At 38.3% G+C, this 22,780-nt stretch carries 24 protein-coding genes; 8 read left to right on the forward strand and 16 right to left on the reverse strand.

Annotated elements, in window-relative coordinates:
* The 3 genes from ABIB30_RS26785 to ABIB30_RS26795 form a co-directional block, all read left to right on the forward strand.
* A partial coding sequence (locus ABIB30_RS26785; RefSeq protein WP_354306087.1) for a hypothetical protein occupies positions 1-224 on the forward strand: 224 nt, incomplete at its 5' end.
* Positions 225-582: 358 nt separating this feature from the next.
* Positions 583-1,404, forward strand: coding sequence for a hypothetical protein (locus ABIB30_RS26790; protein WP_354306088.1), 822 nt, complete (start codon positions 583-585; stop codon positions 1,402-1,404).
* Between the two features lie 59 nt (positions 1,405-1,463).
* The gene (locus ABIB30_RS26795; protein ID WP_354306089.1) at positions 1,464-1,613 is read left to right on the forward strand and encodes a hypothetical protein; all 150 of its coding nucleotides are present in this window, start codon (positions 1,464-1,466) and stop codon (positions 1,611-1,613) included.
* 227 nt (positions 1,614-1,840) lie between these two features.
* On the opposite strand, the gene ABIB30_RS26800 is transcribed toward ABIB30_RS26795, so the two are convergent.
* Entirely contained in the window at positions 1,841-2,143 is a 303-nt protein-coding gene (locus ABIB30_RS26800) for a hypothetical protein (RefSeq protein WP_354306090.1), read from the reverse strand.
* 215 nt (positions 2,144-2,358) lie between these two features.
* Between ABIB30_RS26800 and ABIB30_RS26805 the strand changes: the two genes are divergently transcribed.
* A complete protein-coding gene (locus ABIB30_RS26805) occupies positions 2,359-3,471 on the forward strand; it encodes an alginate lyase family protein (RefSeq protein ID WP_354306091.1) in 1,113 nt (370 codons plus the stop codon).
* 245 nt (positions 3,472-3,716) lie between these two features.
* Here the strand turns inward: ABIB30_RS26805 and murI are convergent, their stop codons facing one another.
* From murI to ubiE, 13 genes are all read right to left on the reverse strand, one after another.
* Entirely contained in the window at positions 3,717-4,541 is an 825-nt protein-coding gene (gene murI, locus ABIB30_RS26810) for a glutamate racemase (protein ID WP_354306092.1), read from the reverse strand.
* A 60-nt stretch (positions 4,542-4,601) separates the two neighbouring features.
* Positions 4,602-5,174: an OmpH/Skp family outer membrane protein gene (locus ABIB30_RS26815; protein WP_111634712.1), complete on the reverse strand. Its 573-nt coding sequence runs from the start codon at positions 5,172-5,174 to the stop codon at positions 4,602-4,604.
* A gap of 47 nt (positions 5,175-5,221) precedes the next feature.
* Positions 5,222-5,749, reverse strand: coding sequence for an OmpH/Skp family outer membrane protein (locus ABIB30_RS26820; RefSeq protein WP_068407637.1), 528 nt, complete (start codon positions 5,747-5,749; stop codon positions 5,222-5,224).
* Positions 5,750-5,756: 7 nt separating this feature from the next.
* Positions 5,757-8,315, reverse strand: a complete 2,559-nt coding sequence (bamA, locus tag ABIB30_RS26825; protein WP_354306093.1) for an outer membrane protein assembly factor BamA — start codon at positions 8,313-8,315, stop codon at positions 5,757-5,759.
* A 63-nt stretch (positions 8,316-8,378) separates the two neighbouring features.
* Positions 8,379-9,119 carry an undecaprenyl pyrophosphate synthase gene (gene uppS, locus ABIB30_RS26830; RefSeq protein ID WP_354306094.1) on the reverse strand — a complete coding sequence of 247 codons (741 nt, stop codon included), beginning with the start codon at positions 9,117-9,119 and terminating at the stop codon, positions 8,379-8,381.
* 146 nt (positions 9,120-9,265) lie between these two features.
* Entirely contained in the window at positions 9,266-10,081 is an 816-nt protein-coding gene (gene porG / locus ABIB30_RS26835) for a type IX secretion system protein PorG (RefSeq protein ID WP_354306095.1), read from the reverse strand.
* A 1-nt stretch (position 10,082) separates the two neighbouring features.
* Positions 10,083-10,964 (reverse strand): NAD kinase, encoded by an 882-nt coding sequence (locus ABIB30_RS26840; RefSeq protein ID WP_354306096.1) that lies wholly within the window; start codon positions 10,962-10,964, stop codon positions 10,083-10,085.
* 38 nt (positions 10,965-11,002) lie between these two features.
* Positions 11,003-11,665, reverse strand: coding sequence for a CBS domain-containing protein (locus tag ABIB30_RS26845; RefSeq protein WP_068403087.1), 663 nt, complete (start codon positions 11,663-11,665; stop codon positions 11,003-11,005).
* Positions 11,666-11,667: 2 nt separating this feature from the next.
* A complete protein-coding gene (locus ABIB30_RS26850) occupies positions 11,668-12,432 on the reverse strand; it encodes an alpha/beta fold hydrolase (protein WP_354306097.1) in 765 nt (254 codons plus the stop codon).
* Between the two features lie 170 nt (positions 12,433-12,602).
* Entirely contained in the window at positions 12,603-13,049 is a 447-nt protein-coding gene (locus tag ABIB30_RS26855) for a GatB/YqeY domain-containing protein (RefSeq protein WP_354306098.1), read from the reverse strand.
* A 20-nt stretch (positions 13,050-13,069) separates the two neighbouring features.
* Positions 13,070-13,825 carry an SDR family oxidoreductase gene (locus ABIB30_RS26860; protein WP_354306099.1) on the reverse strand — a complete coding sequence of 252 codons (756 nt, stop codon included), beginning with the start codon at positions 13,823-13,825 and terminating at the stop codon, positions 13,070-13,072.
* A gap of 96 nt (positions 13,826-13,921) precedes the next feature.
* Positions 13,922-14,698, reverse strand: a complete 777-nt coding sequence (gene porT, locus ABIB30_RS26865) for a type IX secretion/gliding motility protein PorT/SprT (protein WP_354306100.1) — start codon at positions 14,696-14,698, stop codon at positions 13,922-13,924.
* 9 nt (positions 14,699-14,707) lie between these two features.
* On the reverse strand, positions 14,708-15,442 hold the full coding sequence (gene ubiE / locus ABIB30_RS26870) for a bifunctional demethylmenaquinone methyltransferase/2-methoxy-6-polyprenyl-1,4-benzoquinol methylase UbiE (protein ID WP_354306101.1): 735 nt from the start codon (positions 15,440-15,442) through the stop codon (positions 14,708-14,710).
* A gap of 52 nt (positions 15,443-15,494) precedes the next feature.
* Between ubiE and yihA the strand changes: the two genes are divergently transcribed.
* From yihA to ABIB30_RS26890, 4 genes are all read left to right on the forward strand, one after another.
* Positions 15,495-16,121 (forward strand): ribosome biogenesis GTP-binding protein YihA/YsxC, encoded by a 627-nt coding sequence (gene yihA, locus ABIB30_RS26875; RefSeq protein WP_068403099.1) that lies wholly within the window; start codon positions 15,495-15,497, stop codon positions 16,119-16,121.
* Between the two features lie 15 nt (positions 16,122-16,136).
* Positions 16,137-17,003 (forward strand): UbiA-like polyprenyltransferase, encoded by an 867-nt coding sequence (locus ABIB30_RS26880; RefSeq protein ID WP_111634700.1) that lies wholly within the window; start codon positions 16,137-16,139, stop codon positions 17,001-17,003.
* Positions 17,004-17,007: 4 nt separating this feature from the next.
* Positions 17,008-18,723, forward strand: coding sequence for a M3 family oligoendopeptidase (locus tag ABIB30_RS26885; protein WP_354306102.1), 1,716 nt, complete (start codon positions 17,008-17,010; stop codon positions 18,721-18,723).
* A gap of 89 nt (positions 18,724-18,812) precedes the next feature.
* Positions 18,813-20,771: an amino acid permease gene (locus tag ABIB30_RS26890; RefSeq protein WP_354306103.1), complete on the forward strand. Its 1,959-nt coding sequence runs from the start codon at positions 18,813-18,815 to the stop codon at positions 20,769-20,771.
* A gap of 85 nt (positions 20,772-20,856) precedes the next feature.
* Here ABIB30_RS26890 and ABIB30_RS26895 read toward each other — a convergent pair whose 3' ends face one another.
* Positions 20,857-22,206 carry an RNA-binding domain-containing protein gene (locus ABIB30_RS26895; protein ID WP_354306104.1) on the reverse strand — a complete coding sequence of 450 codons (1,350 nt, stop codon included), beginning with the start codon at positions 22,204-22,206 and terminating at the stop codon, positions 20,857-20,859.
* Between the two features lie 14 nt (positions 22,207-22,220).
* A complete protein-coding gene (locus tag ABIB30_RS26900) occupies positions 22,221-22,664 on the reverse strand; it encodes a DUF6266 family protein (protein WP_354306105.1) in 444 nt (147 codons plus the stop codon).
* Positions 22,665-22,780: the final 116 nt, after the last annotated feature.

A 22,780-nucleotide genomic window follows, 5' to 3' on the forward strand; every position in this document is an offset into this window, starting at 1 on the left:
GTTATTGGAAACGTGGTGGAGATGCACGTTGGAGAAACGCCCTGGAGAAATGTTATTGGAAACGTGGTGGAGATGCACGTTGGAGAAACGCCCTGGAGAAATGTTATTGGAAACGTGGTGGAGATGCACGTTGGAGAAACGCCCTGGAGAAATGTTATTGGAAACGTGGTGGAGATGCACGTTGGAGAAACGCCCTGGAAAAAACAGATGAAGGGCTCTTCTGAATTAAATATTCGGATGAACTTATATCTTTTTATCATCATCTGTTTCCTGGATCTAATAATGTCAGAAAAACATTCCAAAGTCATGTACTAAAAAGTTATTCTTCATCAGAATATGGGGATAAACTTTATAATTCACCTGATGCTTATGGATTAGGTATGGGAGGCTTAACTGATCTTGAACTGAATACCGTGTGTTATATTAGTATACTATAATAATAGTGATATGGCATAGGGAAGGCAATCAGATACAGATCAATTTCCTCTTTTGGTATTAGTTTTGTCCAATGGTAGTTTATTGAAATTTTAAAAACAGTGATTAAACTGTAATTAACTAAAGTTAAATAACTTATCATTTAATATGAATCAGACACAAGATCTTGGTGCCTTAAATAGCAAACATAATCCGGGAAAGGGTTTTACTTATTTCGCAATTTTTATCCTTATTTTATTTACAGCTATCTCAGCTTTTATTTATTTCGGAGCAATTGTAGCTGTGCAGGAAGGAAAGGTGAACTTTTCGGGCGACATCAGTGTACTTTATTGGGCAATTGCATTGATCATGGGCCTTGGCGCGGGTATAGTATTACTGGCACTAAAACAAGGTAAAGGCAAGACTTTCTATTTATATGAAAGAGGTATTGTGAGTGAAGGAGACGGACAGCAAAAAACGCAGCTTTTTGAAGATTCAGAGCTTTATTTATTCAGCTCAGGACGTACTTTCTTAACGAATAACATTGCTTTCCGGAATAGAAAAGATGGAAATTGGGAAACTATAACTGCCCGCTACCCTAAAGTGTTTAAGGCCATTGATTTTATAACTAGTCAGCATGAAGCTTTGTATGTCCCTATGGCTTTAAAAGAATTGGAAGCGAACAGGAGTATTACTTTTCATTATATCAATTATGATACAGCTTTGGGCAAAAAGCTATTTGCTACGGGTACACAATCCTTCTTAAATGTGCAGCCTGAAGAGATTGTTGTTCATAAAGATTACCTGGTTATCAACTCCGCAAAAATTATGATCTCAGACCTCAATCGCTTCGTTGTAAATAACTGGATCAGCCAGATCAATTTACATAATAAAGAGAACAAGGTCGTTTTCAGTACAGCTACAAACGGAATTTTTAATGGTAAAAGCTTCGTGTCTTTATTGGACAAATTGATTAATCAGGAAAGTTAAAGACTCAAATAAATTAATAATAACCCAAACTAATATTATCTATTAGCAAATATAATACTATGATTATCTACAAAGGCTGGGGCCCGCTGGCTCTATTAATTCCAGTTGCTACTATTCTGATTGGTATATTCTTTTTGGCAAGAATGGAAATGCAGGACTTGAACTTTTCCTTTACTGTCTTTTATGTTCAGCTCCTCTGGTTTTTATAACCGGATTAAGATTAAATAGAAAATCTGTCCATGATCTTTATTTTATTCCATTGCAATATTGGGGTATCATCTGGGGAGTTATTGCAGCCGCGATCTTAATTTATAAATATGTACAAGGCTATTAAATATTAGTGCTGCCAGTTTCATAAGGAGTTTAATTTCATGAAGTACTTGTTAATACTTCTGTTGATATAATTTTGATAAGCTCTTTATGAAACCGATAGTAATTATGAGCCTGGAAAGACTATCGGTTTTTTGATTCCAGGAGTAACTACTATCCCTCCCATATAGGCTTCATTAGCCTCACACTCCACACCTTTTATGTGACAAACATTCCAGGGATACGCCTCTCCATTATCCCTGTACTGCCCACCGCAGCCATGTCCGAATATGTCTGAGTTATAAAACACGACTTCCCTCCCCTGCCTGTCGGTTGCTGATAAAACACATTCATTACACACATAATCCGGATAACGTAATGATGCTACTGCTACGGCCTGCTGACAAACAGGACAAAATTGATTCTCCATTTATTTCTTTGTTTTCATTTGTCATCAGTTACATATCACCAATTGTATATGTTCAATTGTCTATCTTATCAATACTAAGCGTAAAGAAAAGGAAATTAGTATACTCCCCTGTTAAAACATCTATTTAGAATTTCACCCCCTTTTAGTTGGGATTTCATCCTGCCGGTTAATTAGGAACAAACGATTTTGTGGTACCAAATTAACATTTAAAAAAGATGAAAAAATTAAACTACTTAGCAGTTATCGGATTGGTGGTATGCGCCACCAGCTGTAAAAAAGAAGCACAGCAAAATGGACTTAACGAAAAAGGCACAAAGACACAAGTCACTGAAGACGCAGCTGCATTTTCGAAAAACCTGGTCTTAAGTAACAATGGACTCAGTAAAATCGGGACAGATTTAGCCGGATCAAACCAGGCACAAATCCAGAAACTGATCACCAGTCCCGCTTATGCCGCCCTGACAAAAATCACTAACACAACAGCCGTTGGCACCCAGGGAACAGAGCTGAAATGCCTCAGCCTGCAATGGGCAATTTCACCAGGGAGAGACACCGCAACAAAATACCTTGACAAAGCAAAAAGCAACTTACTCGCATGGGCAGCAGTCAACACCCCAAATAGCAGTACCCCTTCAGAAGCTGCCTTTATCGAGATTTTCGAAGCCTACTCTATCATCAGATCAGCCATTCCTGCAGCAAACAAAACAACCATCGATGCCTGGCTAAAAAAGACTGGAACCTACTATATCACCAATGCAGCCAATTACACCAACAGGAAAAACAACTGGGAAACAATCAGGCTCAATCTCCTATATGACATCGGCTATATCCTGAACGATGCAACTATTCTCAACCACGTTAAGAATGCCTATAACGTCCAGCTCAATGCGAATCTCTTTGCCGGGGGAAAAACCGAAGACTACGTGAATAGAGATGCATTGGCCTACCATGCCTATAACCTCTATTTCTATGCGAGAATCCTCAGAGCAGTTTCCCTGTACGACGGTCAAACAGCCGGAAACGATTTATTGAATAAAACCAACAATATCAATGTCAGTCTACCCAATACAATGACCTTTTGGGAACCTTACATGATAGATCCTGCAAACAACATACATCTGGAATTTGTCAACACGGGTTATGCCCCAGACAAAACACGTTCGGACTATAATAAACCTTATAATCCATCAAGCACAGTTTATGTATTAGATCAACTAGCTTACAGTTTCCCACAAGTAATCGACTATGAGAAAATCATAGTTGGTGCCAATACAACAAGATTCAAAAATTTAGAATATTACCTGAACACACTCGAATACAATCTGTAAAATATCCATTTTGCAGCTAAAATACTAACTAAATATTTGCCTATCCCGGCTGTCCAACTAAATAAGCCCCCCAGTTATCCAACTATCAAACTAATTAATCAACCAGGCTATCCAACTCACCAAGCCTGCTAAACCAGGAGGATAAAAACAAAAAAGAGAGTACCCTATCCCAGCCGACGTTCATGAAGAACGAACAATGTTTGGAATAGGGTACTCTCTTTTTTGTTTCTCCGGGAATCCCCTCTCTACAATCTGACCTGTGCCGAAACCACTTCCTGCGAAAAGAATATGGAAGCACTCTGATCAAATACCTTACTATCTCCCGTCGTGTAAAAACTCATCTCCCCCTCCTTTGTCAATACCTCCGCTAGCTCAGGATGCCTGTTTAAGTAGTCAACCAGGCTCTCAGCGACAATATCCCCCTGAGCAACCAGTTTGATACCTTCCGGTAAATAACCGGCTATCTTAGGCACTAATAACGGATAATGCGTACAGGCCAGTAGAATCGCATCAATATCTCCCGATTTTGACAATAATTCATCGATATACTTCTTCACAAAATAATCAGCACCCGCACTCCCATGCTCATTATTCTCAATCAGCGGAACCCACATCGGGCAACTCTGCTGAATCACATTTAACGCAGGGAACTGATGATGGATCTCTATCGGATAAGAATCAGAATTAACTGTTCCCCTGGTTCCCATCACCCCAATTGTATTTGACTCCGTATAATTACCAATTACTTCTGCCGTAGGCCGGATTACCCCCAACACCCGAAAACCCGGATACTTTACTGGTAACACCTTCTGCTGAATGGTACGCAATGCCTTTGCCGAAGCCGTATTACAAGCTAAAATCACCAGCGGGCAACCCTGCGCAAATAACCACTCCACACATTCTAATGTATACTTGTATATGGTCTCAAAAGAATGATCCCCGTAAGGAGCCCTGGCATTATCACCGAAATAGATATAATTATAATCAGGCAATGACTTCGCAATGGACTCAAACACAGTCAGACCACCGTAACCCGAATCAAAAACACCAATAGACTTCTTATTTATCATGACAAAAAAAAACGGCACCGGGGAAATACCCGGTGCCGCAATTTAAATATTTTTTAAATACTATTTTTTAGGAGCAGGAGCTGCTGAAGCAGAGATACCTAATTTAGCTTTAACTAAAGCAGTAACATCGTCACCACCTTCCCAGGCTAATAAGTTGTTTGCACCATTCTGTGCAGAACTATCAAATACATAAGCTAAACCTTTTTCTCTAGCTACAGCTTTAACTGCAGTTTGGAATTTTGCATTTAAAGGAGCTAATAATTCACCTTGTTTAGTCGCAATATCTTGTTGAGCTTTTTGGCTTGCTTCACCGATACGTTTTTCCATATCCTGTAATTCAACACCCATAGCCTGTAATTCTTTACCAACTGTTTCTTTGTTAGCTTCGCTCAAAGTTTTGTTTTTAGCAACTGCAGCTTCATACTTTACAGTGTACTCACTTCTCATTTTTTCGATCTCAGCTTGTTTTTGTTTTTGAAGAGTCTCTAAAGTTGCTGATGCAGTTTTTGCTTCAGGCATAACAGCAAAAATAGCTTCAGAATCCAGATGTGCAATTTTTTGTTGAGCACTAGCAACATTAGCAGTAAACATAAGGCCAGCTGCCACAAAAAATACGTTAATTAACTTTCTCATTTCTATTGTTCTTAATAATTGTTTTTAAAATTTATTTGGGTGTGTCTCTATTTTACGGTGTTTGGTTTATAACCCAATCTGATAATAACGTCATTACTCAGGTCATAATTGCTGCTTGCGTAAATCATCATTGTCGCTTCACTGCTCTTATCAAAGATAAAATCAAGGAACTTTGTTTTAGCTAAATCAGCAATCACACCAGTTACTTTATCCTGAATAGGCTTAAGCAACTTTGCTCTTGTCTGGAAAAGCTCTCCCTCAGGGCCGAACTTCTGACGCTGAAACTCCTTAGCCGCTTTTTCCTTTTCGATAATATCATTCTCTCTGCGCTTACGCATATCATCAGTCAATAACACCTGATCTGCCTGATAAGCCTTGTACATTTTGTCAATCGCCGTAAAGTTAGCATCAACCTCTTTTTGCCATTGCTGAGACAATACATTCAGCTGGTTCTGTGAAGACTTATACTCAGGTAAATTCTTAAGGATATACTCTGTATCAACATAAGCGAACTTCTGTGCAAAAGCACCAAAACCTGCGAAAACTAAAACCCCGATTAAAATAATTTTTCTCATTTCTCTATTAATTAAATCCACCCAATTGCTGAGCAATACTAAAAGTGAAGTTCTGTTTACCACCATTAGCCTGACCAGGAATATTATCAAACGGAAATCCGTAATCAATACCTAACATACCAAATATCGGCAAAAATATTCTAGCTCCAATACCTGCAGATCTTCTCACGTTAAACGGATTGAACTCCGAAAAACTATTCCAGGTATTACCACCCTCAGCAAAGCCCACAAGATACGCAGTTGCTTGCTGACTTGCAATAACAGGATATCTTAATTCCATAACATATTTAGTATAAATCGGACTTCCTGAATTTGTTGCAGTCTGAATCTGTCCGCTGGTTGTTGCAGTTGCAGGAGTTACTGCACTATTCGCATAACCACGCATTGTAATGATCTCAGATCCCTGAAGGAAATCAAATCCCTGCATACCATCACCACCCAGTTTAAATCGCTCGAAAGGAGACTGACCAACTGCGTTGTTATAAGAACCTAAGAAACCAAACTGAGCCTGTCCTTTAAGTACCAGTTTACCCATTACTCTCTGGAACCACTGACCCTCAAATTTCCATTTGTGGTATTCAGTAAATTTATAACGTTGCTTATCAGATGCAGTGGCATAGTTGGTATGATTTAACAACGAATAAGGAGGAGTAGCCTGGATTGTGAACTTGAAATAAGAACCTTCAGTAGGGAAGATTGGTGAATTTCTTGAATCTCTGCTGATCTCCTGAGTTAAGTTGAAGTTATAAGACGTTCCTGTACTAAACAAATATCCAGGATAGTTATTCAACACATATTGCTGCATGTTGATGGCATGTGAAATCTGGAAATAGTTATCAGGCCATTTTAATCTTCTTCCTAAACTTACAGTAACACCGTTTAAGCGGATACGTTGCGCAGACTGACCAACATCAACACCATTCGAAGAAAGTGACGTAAATGCACTTAAACCGAAACTCACTGGCTTCTTTCCACCTAACCATGGCTCAGAGAAAGAGAAACTGTAAGACTGGTAGTATTTACCATTCGTCTGACCACGAAGACTTAACTTCTGACCATCACCTTTTGGAAGCGGCTTGTAAGCTTTTGGATTTAATATATTTCTTAAAGAGAAGTTATTAAAAGTTAAACCAATAGTACCAATGATACGGCCACCACCGAAACCACCAGATAATTCTACCTGATCAGAAGGTTTCTCTTCTACAGCATACTCAATATCCACAGTACCATCCGAAGGATTTGGTTTTGGAGTTGGTACAGTTTTAGACTCATCAAAGTTACCCAGCTGACCAAGGTCACGTACTGTACGAACCAATAAATCTTTAGAGAACTTATCACCTGGTCTTGTACGTACCTCACGTAAAACTACCCTGTCATTTGTAATTGTATTTCCCTTTACAGTAATTCTGTTATTGGTATACTGGGGACCTTCATAAATCCTTACTTCTAAATCTACAGTATCATTGTATATTTTTGTCTGAACCGGCTCCACATTAAAAGTCAGGTAACCATCGTTCAGGTAAATACTCGAAACGTCATCACTCTCTGCACCGTTACCGTGAAGTTTAGTATTTAACTTCTCTTCACTGAAAACTTCACCTTTCTCAATACCCAATACTTTGTTCAGATCTTTTGTTGCATACTTTGCATTTCCAGACCAGGTAATATTTCCAACATAATATTTCGGGCCTTCGTATAAATCGATCTTAACACCAACAGATTTTTTATTGTACAGGTAAGTAGTATCCTTGATGATCACCGCATCACGGTAACCTTTTTCCTGCATTTTAGCAATCAGCTTTTCCTTATCCTCTTTATATTTCTCCTTACTGAATTTACCAGAACCGAATACTTTATAGAAAGCCTGTTGCTTAGTCTTCTTCAAATACTTACGTAAAGTAGAAGCCTTGAATTCCTTATTCCCCGTAAAATTGATCTCGTGAACTTTTACCTTGTTCCCTTTATCTACAAAAACCTGTAACACCACCCCATTCTCCATGTTCGGATCAGGCTTGGTTTTATAGTCTACCTTTGTAAAGAAATAACCTTTTTCTGCCAGGTATTTATTGATGATTCCCGTTGTACTGTTATACGTATTCTCGTTGATAATCGTCTTTCCTGATTTAGAATTCAATTTCTCGGTGATATCTGTTTTCTGAGATTTACTCAGTCCGTTCAGCTCAAATGAACTTAAACGTGGTCTTTCAACTACTTTAATATCAAAATAAACGGTATCAAGAACCATTTTTGTGATATCAAGTTCAATATCATCAAACAATCCCTGTGCCCAAAGTGTTTTAATTGCATTGGAAGTTGCCTCCCCCGGAAGTAATATTTTTTCACCTTTAATTAATTTGGAAAGCGTAATAATAACTTCCTTATCAATAAACTTGGCGCCACTTAATGTTGTTCCCCCTATCGTATATTCTTTAGGCTGAAAATAATCCATGTCCGTACCGCTGACTTTTAAGCTGGGGGTATTAGGATTGGACTTTGGACGGGTAATTTGTGCCATTGCCGGTGAGCCGATCAATAGCAATAATATGAGTTGGTATATTCTTTTCATTTACATTCTAAAAAACGTTGCTAAGTTAATTTAAACACATGTTAAAAAGTGTTAAAAGTAAAATTAGTTCAACTGTTCACTAATTTTACCGAAGCGACGTTCGCGCTTTTGGTAGTCCACAATAGCTTCAAAAAGGTCTTCTCTTCTGAAGTCCGGCCACAAAGTCTCCGTAAAATACAGCTCGCTGTAAGCCATCTGCCAAAGCAGAAAATTACTTACCCGATGCTCACCACTGGTACGGATCATCAACTCCGGATCTGGCATATTTACAGTAGTTAATTGAGAAGAAAACTGTGCCTCATCAATCTCATCCACTTTAATTTTACCATCCTGCACTAGCAAAGCAAGCTTTTTTGCAGCCTCCAGAATCTCCCATTTGGCACTATAACTCAAAGCAAGAGTCAGCGTACAACTGGTATTTCCCGCAGTTTTTTCCATTGCGCTTTTTAAATCGTCAATACATTGCTGAGGTAAAGAGGCGATGTCACCAATGGCGTTCAGCCTGATGTTATTTTTATTCAATGTATCTGTTTCATTGTTGATTGTAGCAATCAGCAATTCCATCAAAGCATTGACTTCATCAATAGGTCTGTTCCAGTTTTCCGTAGAAAAAGCATAGATTGTCAGGTATTTTACGCCAATATCCGCACACCCTTCTACAATATCCTTTACAGATATTACTCCGCTTTCATGACCGAAAGATCTGAATTTACCTTGATTTTTAGCCCATCTTCCATTCCCATCCATAATAATAGCGATGTGTTCCGGTAAGCGACTTGTATCGATTTGTTCTTTAAATCCCATTTATTTGTGCAAATATGGCTAAAATGTCTAACATACTGAAGAATGGCAGGTTAGAAAGCTTCAAAGTTATAAGATATTTTGTTTATTTCTACCATAAACTTAGCAGGATAAGTTGATTTTAAGATATGAGAGGTGAATAAAAGAGTCTAAAAACTATAACACTTATCAGAAGTAAACGTATAAGAAAGCCCTATGTGTACAAAAAAGTAAGTATCATTTTTAACAAAATTACCACGCTGACCACCTGGAGGAAAATTTGGATGATTTGGATCAGGAGTATTAGAAGGATCAGAAAGGTTGAAACCATTGGGATGATTTGCACTTTTTACACCAAGGGCCGGGTTGGTTAAAGGATACCGGTCACCCACATCATCCAGGTAATCAGTTTTTGCCGTTCGGTAACCTAACTGCGTAAACAACCCCAGCCGCTCCCCTATCCTGTACTTCATGCCTATCCCATAAGGAATACTCATTGCATAGTTTTTATATTTTTTGCCTTCAGTCTGATAGTATCTTAACTCGTAGGTCTCCCCTTCATAAGTCGCTTTTGGATTAAATAATACCCCGCCAATTCCTGCGAACATATAAGGTGTAAAATTCTTAATTCCACCACCAGAAAAGTAATCCAGGAAATTGAAATCGACCTGTAAACTCAGTTCATTCAGTGAAGTAGAGAAGTTAAGATTTCGGGTTTTAAGACTTAAGTCATCAGAATTTGCATCATCACCTTTGATTTTTCCATAATTATAATGGATACCAACCGCCCAGTAAGGATTAAAATTACGCTTTACATAGGCACCAAAAGCGACGCCGCCTGGTTTAAAAAGATGATTGGGATTAATATCCCCGATATACCCTGCAGCACCAGCATTCACGCCTAACTCCGTTGTCTGCGCCACCGCAGCACCAGAGAAAACACAGCCCAGCCCAACAGACAATATGATCTTTTTTAGTCTCTTCATCTTAATAATTACGGGTATCAATTCCCCAAAGCAATTTGTTCCTTAAGGTAGTAAGATAACTTTCATTATTCAAACGAATAAGGTTCACATGAAAAGCTGCCTTATTCACTGTTATTTTCACAGATCTATCTACCGTAGCAGTCCTGGAATCGCACGATACCAGAAACTTGGTACTCCTGGCTTCCACTTCAAACCTTAAAGTGACATCATCTGGAATAATGACCGGTCTTACATTCAGGTTATGTGGTGCAATCGGGGTAATGACAAAATTCTGTGCACTTGGAAAGATGATCGGGCCACCGCAGCTTAATGAATAGGCCGTAGAACCTGTGGGTGTGGCAATAATTAACCCATCTGCCCAATATGAATTGATAAACTCATCATTCATATAAGCATGGATAATCATCATTGCCGTGTTATCACGTCTGTGGATAGTGATATCATTCAATGCGAAATTCTCATCACCAAAAAGATTATGCTTAGATTCTACGTTAAGTAAAGTCCGTTTATCAAGCGAATATTGCTTATTGACTAAAGCTTCAATCGCATTTCTGATCTCATTTTTATTGATACTCGCCAAAAAACCCAGCCTTCCAAAGTTGATTCCTATAACCGGAATTCCAGAATCTCTGATTAAAGCAAGCGTATCCAGCAACGTTCCATCCCCACCCAAACTAATCAGTATTTCGGCATGATCGCGTAGTTCCAGATGATTGGAAAAAGTTTCAATATGGGCAGGGAGCTTTACTTTATCTTCAATAAATTCATTGTATTCCTTGTGGACAATTGTTTCAATCCCATAATGTTCAAGGGCATTAAAAACTTCTTGCACGAAAGGCAAAACGCTGTTATTGAACTCTCTGCCGTAAATTGCAATCTTCATTTAGATAATATTGTAGGTTGAATGGTTACTGGAATGAATTAAACATTTAAATAACTCATTAACAAATTATATCTGTCTTCCGTTCCGTTGTCCTGAGTGGTGCTGTTAAAAACTGCTTTCACCTGGTAATCATATCTTTCAAAAGCAGATATGATTCCAGATAATTCAGTTTTATTAATTTTCAGCGTCACCTCTAACCGTGTAGAATCTGGAAAGTTCTGCACATAAGAGGATAAGATTTGTGCATTATCAGCTTCAACAATCTGAGCCATATGCGACAAAGAGTTATTGCGGTTATTAATTTCCAGAACGATAATTCCTCCTGGTTCTTTAACGGCAAAAATATCTGAGGTATACTTTAATAAGTCATGTATAGAAATTACCCCCAGATAATTCTTTTTATAATCCAGTACCGGTACTAAAGAAAGCTTGAGCTGATCGAATATCCTGATTACATCGTAAACATGTACATCCTGATAAACAAAAGGATTAAGAATAGTTAAAGAAAGACCACCAATAGGTTCTTCCACATTTCTTATTTCCAACAGATGGTCTTCTGCTACAATGCCAAGAAACTGGCCATTGTTCAATACTGGTAAATGATTCAATTTAAACTCAGCCATTCTATCCAAAGCAGTATGTACCGTTTCAGAAGTCTGTAACGGCAGGATTGAATTTGATATGAGTTCAGATGCAAACATTTTTATTTCAGTAAAATTCTATCTAAGAAAGTACTCAGATATTTGTTAAAAATTTCAGGATGCTCCATCATAGGAACATGCCCGCATTTATCAACCCAGTTTAACTCTGAATTAGGTAGCAGCTGATGAAATTCTTCAGCGACATCCGGCGGAGTTACCTGGTCATTTTTTCCCCAGATCAAAGAAACAGGGATGGTAATTTTATTCAGTTCCTTAGACATATTATGACGGATAGCAGATTTTGCCAAAGCCAGAATACGGATAACTCTTGAACGTTCATTAACCGTTTTAAAGATCTCATCTACCATTTCTTTTGTAGCGATAGAAGGATCATAGAAAGTAAACTCAACCTTTTCACGGATATAATCATAGCTCTCTCTTCTTGGGAAAGTACCACCAAAAGCATTTTCATATAAACCAGAACTACCAGTTAATACCAATGCTTTTACACTTTCCTGATGTGCCGCCGTAACGACAAGTCCAAGATGTCCGCCTAATGAATTTCCGATCAGGACCACCTGTCCCAGTTTTTTAAACTTTATAAATTTATGAATGTACTTTGCTAAACTTTTAACACCTAAAGTAAGGATTGGCAATTCATATATAGGCAAAATAGGCACTAGTATACGGTACTGCTCCTTGAAATGATCAATAACCGGCTCCCAATTGCTCAACTCGCCCATCAAACCATGAAGTAATACCAGGGTTTCGCCTTTTCCGGCCTCTATATACTTAAACCCATCCTCTTCTATTACTTCGTATTTCATGTATATATATATTTCTGTAAATGTTTCCCGGAATGGTTACTGACACAATGGTGTCCGGTTCATCATTGTTTCTAAAGATACGCTACTAAGTTAGTCGCCTGATTTTATTTTAAACAAAAAAAACTATTATTTTTAAAAAATAATTCTTTACATATACCATCTAACACAATTTATGCCAATTGACTTTTAACAATTTCAGCTATCAATTTGCCATCAGCCTTACCAGCCAGTTCTTTATTTGCCAGCCCCATAATACGGCCCATATCTTTTACCGTAACCGTACCAGCATCTGCTATTAACTTGGCAATCAGAACCTCTACTTCTTCTTTGCTTAATTGCTGCGGCATAAACTGACTGATTACTGTAATTTCTTCGTCTTCAATCACAGCCAGATCTTCTCTGCCTTGTTGTTTATAAATGTCAGAAGATTCTTTTCTTTGTTTAATTAAACGCTGAAGAATTTTCATTTCAGCATCTTCAGTAATTTCTTCAGCTGATCCTTTTTCCGTTCTTGCTACTAATAATGCAGCTTTAATTGCGCGTAAACCTCTTAATGCAGCCTGATCTTTAGCTAACATTGCTTTTTTTATTTCCTGATCTATAATTGCAGATACCATATTTTTTTTAAGATTTTATTCTAATTTCTATTTACTACTGTTGCTGATGCCTGTGCAGTTGGCATAATCAGCATATCATTTATATTAACATGTGCAGGACGGCTCACAGCAAACCAGATTGCATCAGCAATATCCTGTGCCAATAAAGGTTCTAACCCTTCATATACCTTTTTCGCTTTGTCTTCATCTCCTTTAAAACGGACTACAGAAAACTCTGTTTCTACCATACCCGGATTAATTGCAGTTACTTTGATACCATGCGGAAGCAGGTCCAGACGCATTCCTTTATTTAGGGCATCCACTGCATGTTTTGTTGCACAATAAACATTTCCGTTTGGATAAACTTCTTTACCTGCAATAGAACCAATATTGATAATGTGTCCTTTCTTCGCAGCGATCATCCAGTTGGAAACGATTTTAGTCACATAAAGCAAACCCTTTACGTTTGTATCTATCATGGTATCCCAATCATTGGTATCCCCGTTTTGAATCGGGTCCAATCCCTGGCTTAAACCTGCATTGTTAATCAATACATCAATCTTTTTCCAGTCTTCAGGTAAGCTTTCAAAAACTTCTTTCAACACTGAATTATCTCTTACATCTGCAATAAGTGTTTTAACCTCTATTGCATATTTATCTGCTAAATGTTTAGCAACCTCGTTTAATTTTTCTTCTCTTCTGGCTACCAATACCAATTGATACCCTTGTTGTGCAAATAAGTGTGCACATGATTTCCCTATACCTGAAGTCGCGCCTGTAATTAATGCAGTTTTCATAAAAATCTATTTTTATTACCGGGAATATTTATTCACTCAAAACGAGTGTTAGCTATACCCTTTCAAACAAAGCTATTAAAATTCACTCAGGCTGCATCATTCGAAGAATAAACTGAATGTCACATGACGCAACATCAATTTATTGATCGGATTGTTATAAGGATTAATCTCCGTTCTGTCTGCAATATCATTCAATGAGTAAGACAATTTGATTTCCGGAGACATTTTAAAATACTCAAAATACAGATCCAACCCAAAAGCAGCTTCTAATGACCAGTAGCTCTTCTTATTTTTCAGAAATTTGAACTCTTCATCTAATTGTGAATCGTCCGACTTTTTCTTGGAAGCAATATCCATCGAATATTTTGCCCCATATAACATATAAGCCCTGAAGTTATTTCTTCTGTCAGACTTGATTTTGATACCCAATGGAAATTCAACCATTGTAGCAATCACTTTCTTTTCAATAGCGCTGGTCAAAGCAGGGTTACTCACCTGATTCCCGCCAATATTCGTATAAGGCCCATATTCATACTCCATCAGCCTGTCTGTAAAAACCAATGTTGGCGTTAACCTCACATCTATATGATTATTAACCCTGCCGTTGACTACAAAACCGATTCCAAATCCAGGAGAAGATTTACCATACATTGCATTCAATGAATCCGTGATCAGCCCCCTTGACGGATCAACAACTGACTGATAAGGCGCTCTCCAGTTCTCCTTTTTCTTGATCTTATAAGAAGAACCCGTATATTGAAAAGTAAACCCAAAGTGTACATTCTCATCATCCACACCACCACCCCAGTTTTGAGCTCTGGCGGCGGCTACTGAAAAAAGAAGAACAAATAACAGGCTTATTTTTAATTTCATCTGAATGGATTAACCCTTGATTCCGGTATATATTGTACTGATCCCAAAGGTCAGTGGTCTGTGTTTAGTCGTTTTGTAACCCACTTTATCCATCACCGCAATAAAAGATTTTCCATCAGGAAAAGCAACAGCCGATTCATTAAGATACGTATAAGCTCTGGCATCCTTAGAGAATATTTTCCCAAAAACAGGCAATATAGATTTGAAATAAAAATTATACAACTGTTTTACCGGGAATGCTACAGGTTTTGAGAACTCCAGAATTACGACTTTTCCGCCTGGTTTTAAAACCCGCAGCATGTCTGACAATCCCTTTTCAAGATCCTGATAATTTCTGACACCGAAGGCAACTGTAATCGCATCAAAATGATTGTCTTCAAACTTAAGACCTTCCGAATCTCCGATTTCTACGCTGAAAATATCCTGTAAATTGCGGTCTGTGATTTTTTTACGAGCTACTTCAAGCATTCCCGGAGAAATATCTACGCCTGTAATTTTTTTAGGATGAAGTATTTTGATCGCTTCAAAAGCCAGGTCACCCGTTCCTGTTGCTACATCTAAAATATGTTGCGGCTTCAATGCTGACAATTCACGAATGGCCTTTTTACGCCATAGAATGTCTATTCCTGCAGAAAGGAAATGATTCAGGAAGTCATAAGTACCAGCAATATTATCAAACATTGTGGTCACTTGCTCCTTTTTCGTGATCGTAGCAGATTGGTATGGAGTTATTTTTTCGTTCATGGTGTGTCGCAAAGATAAGTATTGTTGAAAACTAATTTTCTACCTTTGTCAAATGATTATAAAATCAGCAACATTTATTTGCAGTAATACCAAGATTTCGGCGCTACCAGTAGCCAACATGCCCGAATATGCTTTTATTGGCCGTTCAAACGTAGGAAAGTCGTCCCTGATCAATATGCTTGTTAACCAGCATGGATTGGCAAAAACGTCTCAAAAACCAGGAAAAACACAGTTAATTAACCACTTTTTGGTCAACGAGAAGTGGTATATCGTCGATTTACCAGGTTATGGATATGCGAAAGTTTCTAAAAACAGCCGTGAAAGCTGGGAGAAATTTATCCGTAATTACATCACCAAAAGAGAAAGTTTACAGTGTGTATTCGTTTTAATTGACAGTCGTATTCCGCCACAAAAGATTGATATTGAGTTTTGCTGCTGGATGGGAGAAATTCAAATCCCTTTTGTGCTGGCCTTTACCAAGACCGATAAGCAGTCAACTTCCAAAACACATCAGAATATTGCGCTATTCAAAAAAGAGCTTTCAGGATGGTTTGAAGAAATTCCACCGATATTTACGACCTCAGCAGAGAAGTTAATTGGAAGAGATGAGATTCTGAACTTTGTTGATCAGACAAATCTTGACTTTGCAATGCCTATCCTGACGCCAGAAGAAGATTAATAACAGCACCTTTAAATGAAGAAGTATTTTTCACTCGTGCTTTTTGCACATTCAGTCTTCGCATTACCTTTTGCGATGATTGGTTTCTTTTTAGGAGTTACCACTACGGATCACCCTTTCAACTGGGTGATTTTGTTGTTAGTACTCCTTTGTATGGTATTCGCCAGAAATTCTGCCATGGCCTTTAACAGGTACCTGGACAGAGACATTGATGCGAAGAATCCGCGGACTAATATGCGTGACATTCCAGCAGGAAAGGTTTCTGCGAACGAGGCGCTGATCTTTGTCATTGTAAACTGCGTGCTTTTCATCGTTACCACAGCATTCATTAATCCATTATGCCTGTATCTCTCTCCCGTAGCACTTTTTGTAGTCCTGTTTTATAGCTATACCAAAAGATTTACTGCCTTATGCCATATGGTACTCGGACTGGGCTTATCCCTTGCTCCTATTGGTGCTTATATTGCCGTAACCGGTCACTTCGCGCTGGTACCTGTCCTTTATTCACTGGCCGTATTATTCTGGGTGAGTGGCTTTGACATTATTTATGCTTTACAGGATGAGGAATTTGATAAAGGCGAGAAATTACACTCAATCCCTTCCGCTCTTGGCAGAAAAAAAGCACTCAGATTATCTGAATTCTTACATGTCCTGTCTGCAATCTGTGTGATCTTACCGATCGTATTTTCTACTTTCAGCTGGGCCTACTACCTTGGCGTAACCTTCTTTTGTTCGATGTTAATCTATCAGCACCTGCTGGTTAAACCAAATGACATCAGCAAAGTGAACAAAGCATTTGCGACGACCAATGGATTCGCCTCTGTGATTTTTGCAGCCTGCTTTTTGCTCGATGCTTTTTTAAGAACAATTTTCAAATTCTAGACCGATGAGCAATCTTATCATTACGAAAAAAAACAGAACTTATATTCCACAAACACTGGAGATTAAATGGGAAAACCTGTCTCCTGTTCTGGATGAATTGTTAGACAGAAAAATTGCCAATGTCGGCGAGCTTGAAAAATGGCTGAAAGACAAAAGTGAATTTGACGCCGCCCTGGAAGAAGACTTTGCCTGGAGATATATTAGAATGAGCTGTGATACGGCCAATGAAGAATTGGTCAGCAGCTTTCAATATTTCGCTACAGAGATTGAACCGAAGATCTCTCCTGTTGCAAATTTATTAAATCAAAAATTGGTTGACAGTCCATTTATTGAGGAGCTTGACCAGACTAAATACTTTGTTTATTTACGTGCGATTAAAAAAGCACTGGAGATTTACAGAGAAGAAAACGTTGAACTGTTCACGAAACTACAAATCACCCAGCAAAAATACCAGGCCACCACTGGTGCAATGAGTGTGGTGATCAATGAAAAGGAATACACTTTAGAACAGGCAGCTGTTTTAACGAAAGATATAGACAGAGCAGTACGTCAGCAGGCCTGGGAAACTATCCAGCAACGTCGCCTGGTAGACAAAGATGCTTTAAACATTGTGTTTGATGAGTTGGTTGCGATGCGTCATGAGGTATCTCTGAACGCAGGGTTTGAAAACTACAGAGACTATATGTTCCAGGCTTTAGGCAGATTCGACTATAGCGCGAAGGATTGTTATGCATTCCATGAGGCGATAGAAAAAGAAATCGTACCGATCTTAAAAGAGCAAGCGGAGAAAAGGGCTGAATTATTAGGCCTGGAAGAATTGAAGCCATGGGACATGGATGTCAGTACTTCTGGTAAAGCTGCCTTGAAACCTTTCAAAAACGGGGAAGAACTGATTGAGAAAACTATTGCGGCTTTTAATGCAATTGATCCGAAATTAGGCCATATGCTTTCGATTATGAAAGCGAACAACCTGTTTGATGTAGAAAGCAGAAAAGGTAAGGCTCCGGGAGGATACAACTATCCACTGGCCGAAACTGGTGCTCCTTTTATTTTCATGAACTCTGCGGGTTCATTGAGAGACCTGACTACTATGGTTCACGAAGGTGGACATGCAATCCATACTTTTTTAACAGCAAACCTGGAACTGAATGACTTTAAACATTGTCCTTCGGAAGTTGCAGAATTAGCGTCCATGAGTATGGAATTAATTTCGATGGATCAATGGGATATTTACTTTGATAATCCTGCCGATCTGATCCGTGCAAAAAAAGAACAGTTACAAGATGTACTGAAAACTTTGCCATGGGTAGCGGTGATTGATCAGTTCCAGCACTGGATTTATACCAATCCTACACACAATGCTGCCGACAGAGAGGTAGCTTTCAAACAGATCTATGAAAGATTTGGTGCAGGCTTCTCTAATTGGGATGGACTGGAGCAGGAGTTTGGTAATATCTGGCAAAAACAACTGCATCTTTTTGAAGTTCCTTTTTATTATATAGAGTATGCAATTGCGCAGTTAGGTGCGATTGCGATCTGGAAAAACTACAAAGAAAATCCTGAAAAAGCATTACAACAATATCTGGATGCATTAGCTTTGGGTTATACTAAACCAATGAATGAGATTTACGAAACTGCGGGTATCAAATTCGATTTTAGCAGCGGATATATAAAAGAACTGGCTTCCTTTGTAAAAGAGGAATTAGATAAATTAGATTAATTTTTTATACTTTGAGCCAATTGACGCCTGTCTGTATTTCGGACAGGCGTTAAGCTAACCTAAAACCACATCTAACCGAATTGCCCATTATGTTTGAAAATCTTTTCAGAAAAAAGTCTATTACTAAAATATTAGAGGATGCCGAAAAGGGCTATGGCGATCATGGCGCATCTCTAAATAAGACACTGGGTGTAAGAGATCTTACTGCTTTTGGAATTGCCGCCATTATTGGTGCGGGAATTTTCAGTACAATTGGAAAGGCAAGTGCCGACGGCGGTCCTGCTGTAATTTTCTTGTTTATTTTCACGGCTGTAGCCTGTAGTTTTGCGGCCTTTGCTTATGCAGAGTTTGCTTCTATGGTTCCTGTTTCCGGAAGTGCCTATACTTATTCTTATGTAGCTTTTGGAGAATTGGTGGCCTGGATTATTGGGTGGTCACTCATTATGGAATATGCGATTGGAAATATTACGGTCGCCATTTCCTGGTCTGATTACTTTACGGGTTTACTCTCCTCCATCCGAATACCGGCGTTAGGTATAAACGGGATTAACCTTCCCGACTGGATGACAATGGACTACCTGACTGCATTCAATGGTCATAAGCATGCGGAGGCGCTATTGAATGCAGGTAAAAGCTTTGCTAACCTGGATGATGCGACCCGTATTGCGAACAATGCCTGGGCTACTGCCCCTACTATTGGTGGCTTTCATATTGTGGCCGATTTACCTGCTTTAGGAATTATTATTCTGATTACCTGGCTGGTTTACAGAGGGATGAAAGAATCTAAGAATGCGAGTAATGCGATGGTTATTGTGAAGCTTGCAGTAATCTTACTGGTACTCTCTGTAGGTGTTTTTTATGTCGATACAGAAAACTGGAATCCATTTGCGCCAAACGGCGTTTCTGGTATCCTTAAAGGCGTTTCTGCCGTGTTCTTTGCTTATATTGGTTTTGATGCAATCTCTACAACTGCCGAAGAGTGTAAAAATCCGCAGCGGGATTTACCAAGAGGTATGATGTGGGCGATCATTATTTGTACTGTTCTTTATGTGGCCATTGCGCTGGTATTGACTGGTATTGTAAAGTATGATCTGCTGGCTGTGGGCGATCCGCTGGCCTTTGTATTTGATCATATCGATCTGAAATTGATGAGTGGAATTATTGCGGTAAGTGCGGTATTTGCAATGGCAAGTGTATTGCTTGTTTTCCAAATGGGACAACCAAGAATCTGGATGAGTATGAGCCGTGATGGTTTATTGCCAAAAAGATTTTCCAAGATCCACCCTGTTTATAAAACACCTTCCTTTGCAACTATTGTAGTGGGTTTTGTAGTGGCTGTTCCTTCTTTATTTATGAATCTGACCATTGTAACAGACTTATGTTCTATCGGTACGCTGTTCGCTTTTGTACTGGTTTGTGCAGGGGTATTGGTATTGCAAAACAAGACTGACATTCCAAGGGGTAAATTCAAAACTCCTTACGTAAATTCAAAGTTTATCATCCCAGTTGTTTTTATTGGTGCAATCATTTCTGGTTTCATCTTTTTTAAGGCAGAAATGACTTCTTTCATCACAAATGAAACTAAGGTTCATGATCCGATCAGTTTCATTACTTCGCTCGACAAAACTGAGCTGAATAGCGTGAAAAATGAAATTATTGCAGCACAGAAAGTATCTAATGTGATCAATAAGAATATTGATGCTGAGGCTTATTTAAATGGCCTGAGTACGGAACAGTACAAGAGTTTTATTGAGAAGAGCGCGGTGAGTGCGGATAAGAAATTTGAAAGCGGCTGGGCTTTGTTTAAACACAAAATCCCAATGTGGATCTTCTTCTTTATTTGTGTGGCGATCACTTATTTCTGTATTACACATAACTTGTCTCTGATCCCGGTATTGGGTTTACTGAGCTGTTTGTACATGATGTGTGAACTGGGTATTTCTAACTGGATCGGATTCGGAATCTGGCTGGTGATCGGACTGGTCGTTTATTTCTTATATGGTTTTCACCATAGTAAGTTGAATGTGAAGAATCAGCCGGTGGTATAGTATAGCGAGGGGCTTATACATATTATTTAACCCCGTCTTTTGATAATAATTTCAGAAGACGGGGTTTGTTTTTAGGGGATTGAGTTTATTCTATAATTTGCCAATATCCCCTGGTACCTCCAATTCGTTTAATATATCCTTTCTCTTTCAATAAATCTATATGTGCCTGAGCTGCTGAAACATTGATATTTAATAGTTTCCCCAATTCTCTTTTAGATAGTGTATTACTTTCTCTTAACAGGCTTAAGACCTCAACTTGTCTGTAAGTTAATCTATTTATTGGACCACCTATTGGACTACCTATTGGACCACCTATTGAACCACCTTTCTTAACCTCGTCATTAAATAAGCTATCCTCTATTTCTTTATGTATCGGAAATGACATTCTTAAAAAGTGTTCCGTGAACTTAAAACACTCCTTACTATAAGACTCTAGTATACGAGGTATACCTGAACCTAATTGTTCTACTAAATCGAGGTCTTTATAGATTCGCATAATTTCTTTGTTCCTTGGTATAGAAAACCCTTGAAAGAACTCTTCAAGGCTCAATCCATCCGGCAGACTACATGTTGACGTAATTTCAATTCTATCATCGAAAATCTCGAATTTAGGTGGTACCTCGTTAGTGTAATCATTATGCACAATCGCATTAATCACTGCTTCACGCAAAGCAATTGGATCCCAAAATCTGATTTCTATTCTCTCTTTTGCAGTGATCCTGGTAAGAGTCTTATTTTCTACACTTAGTTTATCCAAAACCTGTTTAGTAGCTTTAATCAATGATTCGTACCCGTACTCATTATTTTCTATGAGATTTACCCTGTTAAGTCCACTATACTTAGCTAGCTTTATTGAGTTGCTATTTTTGTCTGACATCAAATAGGCAACATAGTTATATTGTTCATCTGCATTGAGAAGTTCCAGATTAGCGGCAAACTTGTCATTAAGCTTCTTACTTCCTGCCTCATAATAGATCTTTAACTGTTCAAAACTAAGGTTTTGATGGTTAGACTTAATTTTACCGATAGAATTACGTGTCCGTTTAGAGAACAATGTATCTATCATTTTTTGTGGCATGGGTTCTGAAGCAGCGCCAATTCTAATAAAACTACCTTTTTCAGTCATTCCATATTTTCTAAGGAAATAGGGTTTTTCGCTCCCACTGGCAACGATAATTTTAATAATATTTAAATTATCTTTTTTCTCGCTTACCACATCGAATAATCCCAGGCAAGATGATGCAATATTATTTTTTAGCCGATCTTTTATTTTAAGCTGATCTCCGTCAGAATCAATAACGCCTACAGTACGACCATTCTTGTTAATTCCAATATAAATTACACCACCTTCTTTATAGTTTAAAAAAGCGGTCACTTCTTTTTCTAATGAGTCAGTCAGTTCTTGTTTATATTCTATCCGGTTAGATTCAATCATCTGGGTTCTTAATTTTAGAAATTTTTAATATAAGTTATTGTAAATTCTCCCAAATGTTCAGTCTCTGAAACAAACTTAAGATCGTCAGACATAAAGAGTAGCCAAACTTGTACTTCACCTGCAAAAAAGCTTGGCAAATTAACAGTAAGCGCTAAGTCACTTCTTTGCGGAGACAATGGAACAGCTGTAGAAATACTCTTTTCAGGATGATAAATAAAGCAATAAGCTCTGTCAGTAGGACTTGTCGCATCATTATCCACCATATCATCCTCTTCCCAGGTCACCTTAATTTTTCTCCCTTCTATCTTTACTGCAACATTAAAACCATTGTCAATTTCAGTTGAATAATCTGCTGGCTTACTCAGTTTTACTTTCGAATAATTCAAAGTAAAATCCGGATAGACACCGTCAATTGAATGATGCAGATTATACCACATGGCATAATTCATCGCAGTCATATTTTTAGGTGGCTTCTGAAATGGATATTACGGTTCGAATAGTGCCAGCTATTTCGGTCTGTTAGTGCCAGCTATTACGGTTTAAATGATGCCACTTTAGTGGTTTAGTTTTATCC

This window comes from Pedobacter sp. UYP1 (genome assembly GCF_040547305.1).
Lineage (GTDB): Bacteria > Bacteroidota > Bacteroidia > Sphingobacteriales > Sphingobacteriaceae > Pedobacter.

Excerpts from the sequence above, each read along its gene's own strand:
- ABIB30_RS26790 (WP_354306088.1), top strand. The coding sequence starts at position 583 with ATGAATCAGACACAAGATCTTGGTGCCTTAAATAGCAAACATAATCCG.
- ABIB30_RS26795 (WP_354306089.1), top strand. The coding sequence starts at position 1,464 with ATGATTATCTACAAAGGCTGGGGCCCGCTGGCTCTATTAATTCCAGTT.
- ABIB30_RS26800 (WP_354306090.1), bottom strand. The coding sequence starts at position 2,143 with ATGGAGAATCAATTTTGTCCTGTTTGTCAGCAGGCCGTAGCAGTAGCA.
- ABIB30_RS26805 (WP_354306091.1), top strand. The coding sequence starts at position 2,359 with ATGAAAAAATTAAACTACTTAGCAGTTATCGGATTGGTGGTATGCGCC.
- murI (WP_354306092.1), bottom strand. The coding sequence starts at position 4,541 with ATGATAAATAAGAAGTCTATTGGTGTTTTTGATTCGGGTTACGGTGGT.
- ABIB30_RS26815 (WP_111634712.1), bottom strand. The coding sequence starts at position 5,174 with ATGAGAAAGTTAATTAACGTATTTTTTGTGGCAGCTGGCCTTATGTTT.
- ABIB30_RS26820 (WP_068407637.1), bottom strand. The coding sequence starts at position 5,749 with ATGAGAAAAATTATTTTAATCGGGGTTTTAGTTTTCGCAGGTTTTGGT.
- bamA (WP_354306093.1), bottom strand. The coding sequence starts at position 8,315 with ATGAAAAGAATATACCAACTCATATTATTGCTATTGATCGGCTCACCG.
- uppS (WP_354306094.1), bottom strand. The coding sequence starts at position 9,119 with ATGGGATTTAAAGAACAAATCGATACAAGTCGCTTACCGGAACACATC.
- porG (WP_354306095.1), bottom strand. The coding sequence starts at position 10,081 with ATGAAGAGACTAAAAAAGATCATATTGTCTGTTGGGCTGGGCTGTGTT.
- ABIB30_RS26840 (WP_354306096.1), bottom strand. The coding sequence starts at position 10,964 with ATGAAGATTGCAATTTACGGCAGAGAGTTCAATAACAGCGTTTTGCCT.
- ABIB30_RS26845 (WP_068403087.1), bottom strand. The coding sequence starts at position 11,665 with ATGTTTGCATCTGAACTCATATCAAATTCAATCCTGCCGTTACAGACT.
- ABIB30_RS26850 (WP_354306097.1), bottom strand. The coding sequence starts at position 12,432 with ATGAAATACGAAGTAATAGAAGAGGATGGGTTTAAGTATATAGAGGCC.
- ABIB30_RS26855 (WP_354306098.1), bottom strand. The coding sequence starts at position 13,049 with ATGGTATCTGCAATTATAGATCAGGAAATAAAAAAAGCAATGTTAGCT.
- ABIB30_RS26860 (WP_354306099.1), bottom strand. The coding sequence starts at position 13,825 with ATGAAAACTGCATTAATTACAGGCGCGACTTCAGGTATAGGGAAATCA.
- porT (WP_354306100.1), bottom strand. The coding sequence starts at position 14,698 with ATGAAATTAAAAATAAGCCTGTTATTTGTTCTTCTTTTTTCAGTAGCC.
- ubiE (WP_354306101.1), bottom strand. The coding sequence starts at position 15,442 with ATGAACGAAAAAATAACTCCATACCAATCTGCTACGATCACGAAAAAG.
- yihA (WP_068403099.1), top strand. The coding sequence starts at position 15,495 with ATGATTATAAAATCAGCAACATTTATTTGCAGTAATACCAAGATTTCG.
- ABIB30_RS26880 (WP_111634700.1), top strand. The coding sequence starts at position 16,137 with ATGAAGAAGTATTTTTCACTCGTGCTTTTTGCACATTCAGTCTTCGCA.
- ABIB30_RS26885 (WP_354306102.1), top strand. The coding sequence starts at position 17,008 with ATGAGCAATCTTATCATTACGAAAAAAAACAGAACTTATATTCCACAA.
- ABIB30_RS26890 (WP_354306103.1), top strand. The coding sequence starts at position 18,813 with ATGTTTGAAAATCTTTTCAGAAAAAAGTCTATTACTAAAATATTAGAG.
- ABIB30_RS26895 (WP_354306104.1), bottom strand. The coding sequence starts at position 22,206 with ATGATTGAATCTAACCGGATAGAATATAAACAAGAACTGACTGACTCA.
- ABIB30_RS26900 (WP_354306105.1), bottom strand. The coding sequence starts at position 22,664 with ATGACTGCGATGAATTATGCCATGTGGTATAATCTGCATCATTCAATT.